At 71.1% G+C, this 10,297-nt stretch carries 11 protein-coding genes; 4 read left to right on the top strand and 7 right to left on the bottom strand.

Annotation, left to right across the window (positions count from 1 at the left end; translation table 11 throughout):
* Positions 1–177: 177 nt before the first annotated feature.
* Both ACFULQ_RS39090 and ACFULQ_RS39085 read right to left on the bottom strand, forming a co-directional pair.
* Complete coding sequence (locus ACFULQ_RS39090) at positions 178–417, bottom strand: heavy-metal-associated domain-containing protein (protein ID WP_062027341.1); 240 nt, start codon at positions 415–417, stop codon at positions 178–180.
* A gap of 107 nt (positions 418–524) precedes the next feature.
* Positions 525–1,190 carry a TetR/AcrR family transcriptional regulator gene (locus tag ACFULQ_RS39085; RefSeq protein WP_383553651.1) on the bottom strand — a complete coding sequence of 222 codons (666 nt, stop codon included), beginning with the start codon at positions 1,188–1,190 and terminating at the stop codon, positions 525–527.
* Positions 1,191–1,312: 122 nt separating this feature from the next.
* On the opposite strand from ACFULQ_RS39085, the gene ACFULQ_RS39080 reads away from it, so the two are divergent.
* Together ACFULQ_RS39080 and ACFULQ_RS39075 are read left to right on the top strand one after the other, a co-directional pair.
* Positions 1,313–3,586: an MMPL family transporter gene (locus ACFULQ_RS39080; protein ID WP_383553649.1), complete on the top strand. Its 2,274-nt coding sequence runs from the start codon at positions 1,313–1,315 to the stop codon at positions 3,584–3,586.
* Positions 3,537–4,580 (top strand): zinc-dependent alcohol dehydrogenase family protein, encoded by a 1,044-nt coding sequence (locus tag ACFULQ_RS39075; RefSeq protein WP_383553647.1) that lies wholly within the window; start codon positions 3,537–3,539, stop codon positions 4,578–4,580. Before ACFULQ_RS39080 ends, ACFULQ_RS39075 begins: the two co-directional genes overlap by 50 nt.
* On the opposite strand, the gene ACFULQ_RS39070 is transcribed toward ACFULQ_RS39075, so the two are convergent.
* The 5 genes from ACFULQ_RS39070 to ACFULQ_RS39050 form a co-directional block, all read right to left on the bottom strand.
* On the bottom strand, positions 4,561–5,127 hold the full coding sequence (locus ACFULQ_RS39070) for a GNAT family N-acetyltransferase (RefSeq protein WP_383553645.1): 567 nt from the start codon (positions 5,125–5,127) through the stop codon (positions 4,561–4,563). The two genes, ACFULQ_RS39075 and ACFULQ_RS39070, sit on opposite strands and share 20 nt — an antisense overlap.
* 72 nt (positions 5,128–5,199) lie before the next feature.
* A complete protein-coding gene (locus ACFULQ_RS39065) occupies positions 5,200–5,400 on the bottom strand; it encodes an AlpA family transcriptional regulator (protein WP_020116516.1) in 201 nt (66 codons plus the stop codon).
* Between the two features lie 243 nt (positions 5,401–5,643).
* On the bottom strand, positions 5,644–6,177 hold the full coding sequence (locus tag ACFULQ_RS39060; RefSeq protein WP_383553643.1) for a hypothetical protein: 534 nt from the start codon (positions 6,175–6,177) through the stop codon (positions 5,644–5,646).
* A 133-nt stretch (positions 6,178–6,310) separates the two neighbouring features.
* Positions 6,311–7,138 (bottom strand): helix-turn-helix domain-containing protein, encoded by an 828-nt coding sequence (locus tag ACFULQ_RS39055; RefSeq protein WP_383553641.1) that lies wholly within the window; start codon positions 7,136–7,138, stop codon positions 6,311–6,313.
* A 204-nt stretch (positions 7,139–7,342) separates the two neighbouring features.
* Positions 7,343–8,260, bottom strand: a complete 918-nt coding sequence (locus tag ACFULQ_RS39050) for a sugar phosphate isomerase/epimerase family protein (protein WP_383553639.1) — start codon at positions 8,258–8,260, stop codon at positions 7,343–7,345.
* A gap of 199 nt (positions 8,261–8,459) precedes the next feature.
* Here ACFULQ_RS39050 and iolC point away from each other — a divergent pair, with 199 nt between their 5' ends.
* Together iolC and ACFULQ_RS39040 are read left to right on the top strand one after the other, a co-directional pair.
* Positions 8,460–9,410, top strand: a complete 951-nt coding sequence (iolC, locus tag ACFULQ_RS39045) for a 5-dehydro-2-deoxygluconokinase (protein WP_383553637.1) — start codon at positions 8,460–8,462, stop codon at positions 9,408–9,410.
* Entirely contained in the window at positions 9,407–10,288 is an 882-nt protein-coding gene (locus ACFULQ_RS39040) for a deoxyribose-phosphate aldolase (RefSeq protein ID WP_383553634.1), read from the top strand. Before iolC ends, ACFULQ_RS39040 begins: the two co-directional genes overlap by 4 nt.
* The last annotated feature ends 9 nt before the right edge of the window (positions 10,289–10,297 follow it).

Genomic DNA, 10,297 nt, shown 5'->3' with positions numbered 1-10,297 from the left:
CCTCACCCGCGAGAACACCATCTCCTGGCGCGACCCGACACCGCAGACCAAATAGAAGATTCCGGGATGAAACAACGGGAGAAAACGACCTCTAAGGGGCGCGGGGAACTGCGCGACAAGCCACGATGGCGCCGCAGACGCCCTTGGACCATCGTGGCACCCCCTGTCGCGAAGCTCTCAGGCCCGTCCGACGAGCTCGAACCCGGCCTCGTCCACGGCGGCCCGCACGGCTTCCTCGTCGAGCGGCGCAGCCGACACCACCGTCACCTCCCCGCTGGAGGCGACCGCCTTCACCGAGCTGACCCCGTCGATCTCGGAGATCTCCCCGGAAACGGCCCCTTCGCAGTGTCCACAGCTCATCCCGCTCACCTTGTAGACGGCGGTGACGGAGCCGGCGGTGTCGGTCTGAGTGGTCATGTCGTTCTCCTGATGGCTCATGAGAGGTGTGCACGGTCTATGGTGCACACCCTATACCCCTAGGGGGTATTTCTCCAAGAGGAGTCACCTCCTGGTGCTGGGCCGGACTACGGAGTCGGGGCGCCGGCCGATCGCCCGAGCCGGTCACCGACCAGCGGGTCCAGATAACGCACCAGCGCGTTCTTCACCTCGCGGATGTACGCCTCGCGCTCGGCGCCCTCATGGGCGAGGACCAGCTCCAGGCCCGCCTTGTACAGCCCGAGGACCATGTGGGCGGTGCGCGTGACGTCGGTCCGGGAGGCCTCGGGCAGGAGGGAGGTCATCAGCGTCTCCAGCCGGCTGATGAGGCCCGCGTGCAGCGCGTCGTGGTCCTCGGCCATCCGGCCGGGGATGTCGGGGCCGTGCATCAGTGCGAAGAACACCGGGTGGTCGCAGTTGAAGGCCATGAACCGGTCCACGGCCGCGCCGACCACCTCCTCCAGCGGGGTCGCCGGGTCGACCGGGGCGAGCGCCTCGCCGTACGTCGTCTGCATCTCGTGCACGAGCCGCCCGCCCAGCTCGATCGCGATCGCTTCCTTGTTCGGGAAGAACTGGTAGAGCGTGCCGGGGGAGACGCCGGCCTCGCGGGCGATGGCGTTGGTGCTGGCCGCGGTGTAGCCCGTGGTCGTGAAGACGGTGGCCGCCGCCTCCAGGAGCTGGGCGATCCGGCGTTCGCCGCGGGCCTGGCGGCGGCGCGGCTGTTCCTTCGCCTCGTTCTCGGGGTTCTCGGGCACGCGTTATCCCCAGCTCTCCGCACACGGTTGACAAACACGAGCGGTCGCTCGCATTCTGGAAACGCGAGCGATCTCTCGTGTTTTCCATTTTACGGTTTCCACGGTGAAGGGGACACCGCACCATGACCGAAGTCAACAGCCCACCACGTGTCGGCCGCTGGACCCGCCTCGTCACCGCCCGCCCCAGGTTGTCCCTGCTCGCGGCCCTCGTGCTCACCGTCCTCGCCGTGCTGGCCGGCAGCGGCGTCGCCGACCGGCTGGGCGCCGGCGGCTGGGAGGATCCGGCGGCGGAGTCCACGTATGCCACCAAGGCGCTGGAGCGCCAGTTCCCGGACTCCCAGCCCAACCTCCTGCTGCTCGTCGACGCGGGCCGGGCCTCGGTGGACGACCCGGCGGTGGCCGCCGAGGCGGACCGCCTCACCGCCCGCCTGGCCGCCGAGCGGGGCATCACCGGCGTCGGCTCCTACTGGTCCGCGAAGTCCCCCGCCCTGCGCGCCGAGGACGGCCATGAGGCACTGATCGCCGCCCGCATCACCGGCGACGAGAAGCAGATGGGCAAGACCCTCGACCGCATCGCCCCCTCCCTGCGGGGGACCCACGGGCCGGTGAAGGTCGAGATCGGCGGCATCGTCGCGGTGCGGCACGAAATGCAGACGATCATCCAGGAGGACCTCACCCGGGCCGAGATGATCGCCCTGCCGATCACGCTCCTGCTGCTGGTGATGGTCTTCGGCAGCGCGATCGCCGCCCTGCTGCCGCTCGGCATCGGCATCGTCGCGATCCTCGGGACCAACGCCGTGCTGCGCGGCCTGACCGAGTTCACCGACGTCTCCGTCTTCGCGATGAACCTCACCACGGCCCTCGGACTCGGCCTGGCCATCGACTACGCGCTGTTCATCGTGCGCCGCTTCCGCGAGGAACTGGCCACGGGCGCCGACCCGTTGACGGCGGTCGGCACCACCCTGCGCACCGCGGGCCGCACCGTCCTGTTCTCCGCCCTCACCGTCGCGGTCTCCCTGGCGGCGATGCTGGTCTTCCCGCAGTACTTCCTGCGCTCGTTCGCCTACGCCGGCATGGCGGTGGTCCTCCTCGCCGCGGCCGCCGCCCTGATCCTCCTCCCGGCCGCCCTGATCCTGCTGGGCCACCGGGTCAACTCCCTGGACCTGCGCCGGCTGCTGCGACGGGGGCGGTCGTCCTCGAAGCCCCCGGGCACCGCCTGGGCCCGAGGGACGACCCTGGTGATGCGCCGCGCCCCCTTCTTCGCCCTCGCCACCACCGCCGTCCTGGTCCTGCTCGGACTCCCTTTCCTGGGCGTGAAGTTCGGCACCGCCGACGACCGCCAGCTGCCCGCCTCCGCCGAGTCCCACGTCGTCCAGCAGCACCTGCGCGACGGCTTCCCGGGCAGCCCGGGCGGCGGCCTCGAAGTGCTCGCGGAAGGAAAGGCCACCCCCGCGCAGTACGCCGCCTACAAGAACCGCGTCGCGACCCTCCCCGAAGTCCTCCGGGTCGACGGCCCCCTCGTCAAGGGCGACTCGGCCTACTTCACGGTCCAGCCCAGGGGCGAGGCCGTGGACGCCGGCGCACAGCACCTGGTCCGTGAGCTGCGTGCCACCGAGGCCCCGTTCGACACCAAGGTCACCGGCACCGCGGCCGTCCTGGTCGACACCAAGCACGCGATAGGCGACCGGCTGCCCTGGGCGGCGGCCTTCATCGCGATCGTCACCCTGCTCCTGGTCTTCCTGCTGACCGGCAGCGTCCTGATCCCGATCCAGGCGGTCCTCCTCAACGCCCTCAGCCTGACGGCGATGTTCGGCGCGGTGGTCTGGGTCTTCCAGGACGGCCACCTCTCCGGCCTCCTGGGCTTCACCAGCCCCGGCTCGATAGAGACCACCCTCCCCGTCCTGATGTTCTGCGTCGCCTTCGGCCTCTCCATGGACTACGGCGTCTTCCTCCTCTCCCGCATCAAGGAGGAGCACGACCGGACCGGCAACCACGAGGAGGCCATCCGCCACGGCCTCCAACGCACGGGAGGCCTGATCACGGCGGCGGCGGTCATCCTGGCGGTGGTCATGGTCGCGATAGGCACCTCCAGGGTCACCAACACCAAGATGCTGGGCCTGGGCATAGCCCTGGCAGTCCTGATGGACGCGATGATCGTCCGCAGCCTCCTGGTCCCAGCGGTGATGAAACTGACGGGGAGGGCAACATGGTGGGCCCCAAAGGCTCTGCGCAAGCTGCACGACCGGTTCGGATTGAGCGAGGGGGATGTGGAACCCCCCAGGGGCGCGGGGAACTGCGCGACCAGCCACGATGGCCCCGCAGACGAAAACGGCGAGGGGACGGCAGATGCGAGCGGTTCTGTTCGAACACTACGGCGAACCTCTGGAGGTACGTGACGTCACCGACCCTCACCCGGCCCCCCACGGAGTCGTCGTCCGCGTGGAAGCCACCGGCCTCTGCCGAAGCGACTGGCACGGCTGGCAGGGCCACGACCCCGACATCACCCTCCCGCACGTACCGGGCCATGAACTCGCCGGCACAGTGGAAGCAGTCGGCCCCCGCGTGAGCGCCTGGCACCCCGGCGACCGCGTCACCGTCCCCTTCGTCTGCGCCTGCGGCACCTGCCCGTCCTGCAAGGCCGGCGACCACCAGGTCTGCGAGCGCCAGACCCAGCCCGGCTTCACCCACTGGGGCTCGTTCGCCCAGTACGTGGCGCTGGACCACGCGGACGTGAACCTGGTGGCCGTCCCGGGGGACATGTCCTTCACCACGGCCGCGTCCCTCGGCTGCCGTTTCGCCACGGCGTTCCGAGCCGTGGTGCAGCAGGGCAGGCTCGCCGCGGGGGAGTGGGTGGCGGTGCACGGCTGCGGTGGAGTGGGCCTGTCCGCGGTGATGATCGCGGCGGCGTCGGGAGCCAGGGTGGTCGCCGTGGACGTGTCCCCCGGGGCCCTCGCGCTGGCAAGGAAGTTCGGCGCGGCGGAGTGCGTGGACGCGAGCGGCGCGAAGGACACCGCGGCGGCGATCCGGGAGCTGACCGGCGGGGGCGCGCATCTCTCGCTCGACGCCCTGGGCTCCCCGGCCACCTGTGCCGCGTCGGTCAACTCCCTGCGGCGACGCGGCCGGCACGTCCAGGTCGGTCTGCTGCCCTCGCCGGACGGCACGACCCCGGTCCCCATGGCCCGCGCGATCGCCCTGGAACTGGAACTCCTCGGCAGCCACGGCATGGCCGCCCACACCTACCCGCCGATGCTGGAACTGGTCAGGGCGGGCGTGCTGCGACCCGACCTGCTGGTCACGTCCACCATCTCGCTGGACGCGACCCCGGACGCCCTCGCGGCGATGGGCACGGCACCCGGAGCAGGGGTGACGGTCATCGAGCCGTGGAGCTGAGGGCGGCCCAGTCGCGGTCGAGGAGACCCATGACCACCCAGTCCACCCACGCGCCGTCCCGCAGATCGGCCTCCCGCCGCACCCCTTCGACCACGAAGCCGACCTTCTCGTAGACCCGCAGGGCTCGGGCGTTGTGGCCGTAGGCCTCCAACTCGATCCGATGCAGGCCCAGGTGCTCGAAGCCGTACCCGACGATCAGCCGGGTGGCCTCGGTGCCGAGCCCCCGCCCGCGCCCCCGGGGGCCGATGAGGGTGCGGAAGGTACAGCTGCGGGCGTGGGCGTCCCACTCGTACAGCACGACCTCGCCGACGAGTTCACCGGTGGCCCGGTCGGTGACGGCGAGGTCGAGGCGGTCGGACTGCTCGGACCGGGAGCCGTACCAGGACCGGAGCCGTTCCAGGGTGAGGTCACCCGAGGGGGCTCCGGTGAAGAGCACGACCTCGGGATCCTCGATGATCTCCGCCATGCCCTCGGCGTCCGCCTCGGTGAACGGCCGCAGCACGGTCAGCTCACCGGTGAGCACGGGTTCGACGGAGAAGTCGCTCATGGGCCGACTGTGCCAGACAGGGTTCCCTCCGGCTCGGAATTTTTCGGCCGCCGGCCCCGGGTGGGACGGCCGTCAGTCCTCCCTCCGGCCCCGGTTGCCCGGCCGGGACGCGACCCAGGCCCGCACGGTGTCCGCGTACCAGAAGGGCTTGCCGCCCTCGACGTGGTCGGGGGGCGGCAGCAGCCCGTGCTTGCGGTACGAGCGCACGGTGTCCGGCTGCACACGGATGTGCGCCGCGATCTCCTTGTACGACCAGAGCCTTCGGTCGGTCATATGGGGCACCTCCTCGCGCGCACCACGGTGGCGGCCGGGAACGGCCGTCGGGGGTACCGGGCGCTGCGCCGGCGATCACAGAAGCCTGTGCCCCGTGAACGACACCCGGTGACCGTGGGTCAGGGTCTGTGTGCCGGGTGTGACGGGAAGCCCGCGTACACGCGACATGTGTGACACGGAAGGGGCGTTTGTGACAGAGGTGCCGCAAAGGCGTGCGCGGGCGCGAGGGCGTGGCGCGTTGACTTACGGCACGGGAGCGTGGCCGACCAGCTCCGCCAACTCCCGCGCGGAGTCGGGCGCGAGCCGGTACACGCCCTGGAGGCTGACCGCGCTGCGCAGCTCGCCGTCCACGACGTGCTTGATCTGCCGCTCGCCGCGTCTGGAACGGTAGGTGAGGCGGGCGAGGAGGTCCGGCGGCACCGGCCGGTCGAAGCCGAGCGGAACACCGGGCGCACCGAGGAGCACTTCACCGGCGCAGCTGGTCTCCAGCAGTCCCCAGCGGTTCAGCCGGGCCTGCTCCTCCCTGCTCAACTCCTCGCGCACCTGGTCGTACTCCACCATCCGCTCCACCTCCAGCGCACCGAGCACCCACAGCTGCTTGCGCAGGACCCGTATCGGCAGGATCCGGTCGCCGGGCCGGACCCCGGCCCGCTTGAAACTCGGCATCGAGGTGTGCGGTCCCCCGAAGAGCACGGTCAGCGGCTCCCCCTCGAAGCCCCCGGCGCCGAGCGCCTTGCAGAGGTCGTTGGTCCACAGAGTGGTGTACGTGTCGGCCATGCCCGGAACGCTAACCGCAGCCACTGACAACGGACTTCGCCGGGACGGGCCGGACCCGCTGCGCCGGACCCGGCCCGCCGGCTCCCCCCCGGCCGTCCACCGGATCAACCGGACGGACGCGCACAGCGTGCAGTCAGCCGGTCCCGCGGGTCTTGGAGAAAACCGCACTCCTGTCCGGTGCCCCCGAGGCGAGGACCAGGCTCGTCGCCTCACCGGCCATCCGGTCCTCGCGCGGCGCGGCGGTGGTGAACGGCAGCCGCCGGGCCATGGTGAACTCCCGTGGCGTACAGCCCGTCATCGCCTTGAACTCGCCGCTCAGATGCGCCTGGTCGTAGAACCCGCAGACCGCCGCGGTCTCGGCCTGTCCGTGCCCCGCGGCGAGCAGCCGCCGGGCCCGCTGCAACCGCAGCACCCGGGCCGCCGCCTTGGGGCCCAGCCCGATCTGCTCCCGGAACCGGTTCTCGAGGTGCCGCACGCTCCACCCCACCTCCTCGGCGAGCCGCCGCACCGGCATGGCCCCACCCGTCCGCACGAGTTCCGCCCACGCCCGCACCACCCGGGCCGAACAGGGCGTACCGGCCTCCCACCACCGGGCGAACACCTCGTCCAGCAGCCGGAACCGCGCTTCCCACGAGGGCAACGCGGCGAGCGCACCGGCGAGGTCACCGACCCGCCGGTCCAGGGCATGGGGCAGCACATCGGGATCGACGGTCCGATCGGCGAGCTCGTACTGAGGCGTCCCGAACAGCGTGAAGGCGGCCCAGGGAGCCAGCATCACCTCGACACCGGCCAACCGCCCGCCGTGCTCACCGACGGCGGGAGTGGTCGTAGGCCCGCAGTAGACGGAGACAAGGGTGTCCGGAGGCCGCCCGGCACGCGTGATACGCACCGGCTGCCCGAACCCCAGCAACAGGGTCGCGGCCCCGACAGGAGTCTCCAGCCGCCGCCGAGGCCGATCCAAGGCCAGTCGAACTCCGCGATAGCTGAGCACGCCCGGCCGCAGCCGAGGATGAGGCGCCCCGAGGGCGAACTCCCAGGAACCCCCGGGCCCACGCCCGGTACGGACCAACACCATCGCCCCAGCCTTACAGCGAAAGGGCAACACCAACACCCCAGGGGCGCGGGGAACTGCGCGCGCAACCCCCACCGACCCGCGGCCAAAAAACTACGCCCCGCAGGACCGCAAAAACGCCCGAGTCCGCTGAGCAATCGGCAACGGCGCATCCGGCGCACACGGATACATGTCCTGCTCGACGATGGCGAACAGATCCACGTCCAGCCCGGCGGCAGCCTCCAGCACAGGCCCGAGCGCCGGCACCCCGGACGGCGGCTCGCACATCACCCCCTGCGCCACGGCCGGCCCGAACGGCGTCCCCTTGGCCCGCACGTCCGCCAGGATCTCCGGATCCACCTGCTTGAGGTGCAGATACCCGATCCGCGACCCGTACGTCTCGATCAGCTTGACGCTGTCGCCGCCGCAGTACGCGTAGTGCCCGGTGTCCAGGCACAGCGACACGAGAGAGGAGTCCGTCGCGTCCAGGAACCGGACCACGTTCTCCTCGCTGTCGATGTGGGTGTCGGCATGCGGATGGACGACGATCTGAAGGCCGTACTCCTCCTTCACCCGCTGCCCCAGCCGCTCGGTCAGCGAGCTCAGGTTCTTCCACTGCTCGGCCGTCAGCGACGACGGCTCCAGCACCTCACCCGTCTTGTCGTCCCGCCAGAACGACGGGATCACGACGAGGTGCTTCGCCCCCATCGCCTGGGCCAGCACCGCGTTGTCCGCGACATGCGCCCAGGTCTTCTCCCACACGGCCTCGCCGTGGTGCAGGCCGGTGAACACCGTGCCCGCGGACACCTTCAGGCCACGCCGGGTGACCTCCTCGGTGAGGACCGCGGGATCGGTCGGCAGGTACCCGTACGGCCCCAGCTCGATCCACTCGTAGCCGGAGTCGGCGACCTCGTCGAGGAAGCGTTGCCAGGGGACCTGCTGGGGGTCGTCGGGGAACCACACACCCCACGAGTCGGGAGCCGACCCGATCCGGATGCGGGACAGTGAGAGCTGCGGTGCGGGCGCTGTCATGCCGGTCAGCTTCCGATCGCACAGCAAGCGCTGTCAAGGTCTCGTCCGAATGTCTGGACAAAACATTGACAGGGCTCGCCGTACGGGGCTACAAACGCCGGGAGAGCCGACACGAAGACCTCAAGACGCGCAACCGAATCCGCGCGGACCGAAGACGCGCAACCGAGGCCGCGCGGACCGAAGGCACGAAGGGAAGCCGATGGCGTACGACCTGATCACCATGGGGCGGATCGGTGTGGACCTGTATCCGCTCCAGACCGGTGTCCCGCTGCCGCAGGTGACGTCCTTCGGCAAGTTCCTGGGGGGCTCGGCGACCAATGTCGCGGTCGCCGCCGCCCGCCTGGGACGGCGGACCGCGGTGATCACCCGCACCGGCGACGACCCCTTCGGCACCTATCTGCACGAGGCCCTGCGGGACTTCGGCGTGGACGACCGCTGGGTCACCCCGGTCCCGGGCCTGCCGACCCCCGTCACTTTCTGCGAGGTCTTCCCGCCGGACGACTTCCCGCTCTACTTCTACCGGCAGCCCAAGGCCCCCGACCTGGAGATCGACGCCCACGAGCTGGACCTCGACGCGATCCGCGAGGCGAGCATCTTCTGGGTCACCGGCACCGGCCTGAGCGAGGAGCCGAGCCGTACGGCGACGCTCGCGGCCCTCGCCCACCGCGCCAAGGCGGGCACCACGGTCTTCGACCTGGACTGGCGCCCGATGTTCTGGAGCGACCCGGCCACGGCCCGTCCCTTCTACGAAGAGGCCCTGCGCCACACCACCGTCGCCGTCGGCAACCTCGACGAGGTCGAGGTCGCCACCGGGGTCCGCAAGCCCCGCGAGGCGGCGCAGGCGCTGCTGGACGCCGGTGTCGAGCTCGCGGTCGTCAAGCAGGGCCCCAAGGGTGTCCTCGCGGTCGACAGCAAGGGGAACGAGGCCGAGGTCCCGCCCCTGCCCGTCGACGTCCTCAACGGTCTCGGCGCCGGTGACGCCTTCGGCGGCTCCCTCTGCCACGGCCTCCTCGAAGGCTGGGACCTGGAGAAGATCATGCGCCACGCCAACGCGGCCGGGGCCATCGTCGCCTCCCGTCTGGAGTGCAGCTCGGCGATGCCGACCACCGACGAGATCGAGAGCGCGGTCGCGGCGGGAGCGGTCAAGTGAGCCTCGACATCACCGAACTCGTGCGGCTGCGCGCCGAACGCCCCGAGGCGATCGCCGAGGCGGCGGCCCGCCGTACCCGCAGGCCGCTGCTGAACGACAGCGGCCGCCTGATGATCGTCGCCGCCGACCACCCCGCCCGGGGCGCGCTCGGCGTCGGCGGCCACCGCATGGCCATGGCCAACCGCGCCGACCTGCTGGAACGGCTCGTCCTTGCCCTGTCGCGCCCCGGTGTGGACGGTGTCCTCGCGACCGCCGACATACTGGACGACCTGCTGCTGCTCGGCGCCCTCGACGGCAAGGTCGTCATGGGCTCCATGAACCGCGGCGGCCTCCAGGGCGCGAGCTTCGAACTCGACGACCGCTTCACCGGCCACCGCGCCGAGGACATCGAGCGGCTCGGCTTCGACGCCGGCAAGCTGCTGCTGCGCATCGACTACGACGACCCGGGCTCCCTCACCACGATGGAGTCCACCGCCCGTGCCATCGACGACATGGCCGCGCGCCGACTCCCGCTCTTCGTCGAGCCGTTCATCAGCTCCCGCACCACCGAGGGCAAGGTCAGGAACGACCTGTCCGCCGAGGCCGTGACCAAGTCGATCGCCATCGCCTCGGGCCTGGGCGGCAGTTCGGCCTACACCTGGCTCAAGGTCCCGGTCTGCGACAACCCCGACGACATGGGCGAGGTCATGGCGGCCTCGACGCTGCCCGCCGTGCTGCTGGGCGGCGAGGTCGGCGACGACCAGGACGGCGCGTACGAGAAGTGGCGCGGGGCCCTGCAACTGCCCACCGTGCGCGGCCTCGTAGTCGGCCGCTCGCTGCTGTACCCGGCGGACGGCGATGTGGCCGCCGCCGTGGACACCGCCGTAGGACTGCTGTGAGGGCCGCCG

The organism is Streptomyces sp. NPDC057253 (assembly GCF_042669125.1).
Classification (GTDB): Bacteria; Actinomycetota; Actinomycetes; order Streptomycetales; family Streptomycetaceae; genus Streptomyces.
Note: the sequence above shows the minus strand (reverse complement) of the source record. Positions and strands in the feature narration are given on the sequence as shown.

What these genes read in the sequence shown, in the direction of transcription:
- ACFULQ_RS39090 (WP_062027341.1), bottom strand. Translation starts at nt 417, where the DNA reads ATGACCACTCAGACCGACACCGCCGGCTCCGTCACCGCCGTCTACAAG.
- ACFULQ_RS39080 (WP_383553649.1), top strand. Translation starts at nt 1,313, where the DNA reads ATGACCGAAGTCAACAGCCCACCACGTGTCGGCCGCTGGACCCGCCTC.
- ACFULQ_RS39075 (WP_383553647.1), top strand. Translation starts at nt 3,537, where the DNA reads ATGCGAGCGGTTCTGTTCGAACACTACGGCGAACCTCTGGAGGTACGT.
- ACFULQ_RS39070 (WP_383553645.1), bottom strand. Translation starts at nt 5,127, where the DNA reads ATGAGCGACTTCTCCGTCGAACCCGTGCTCACCGGTGAGCTGACCGTG.
- ACFULQ_RS39065 (WP_020116516.1), bottom strand. Translation starts at nt 5,400, where the DNA reads ATGACCGACCGAAGGCTCTGGTCGTACAAGGAGATCGCGGCGCACATC.
- ACFULQ_RS39060 (WP_383553643.1), bottom strand. Translation starts at nt 6,177, where the DNA reads ATGGCCGACACGTACACCACTCTGTGGACCAACGACCTCTGCAAGGCG.
- ACFULQ_RS39050 (WP_383553639.1), bottom strand. Translation starts at nt 8,260, where the DNA reads ATGACAGCGCCCGCACCGCAGCTCTCACTGTCCCGCATCCGGATCGGG.
- iolC (WP_383553637.1), top strand. Translation starts at nt 8,460, where the DNA reads ATGGCGTACGACCTGATCACCATGGGGCGGATCGGTGTGGACCTGTAT.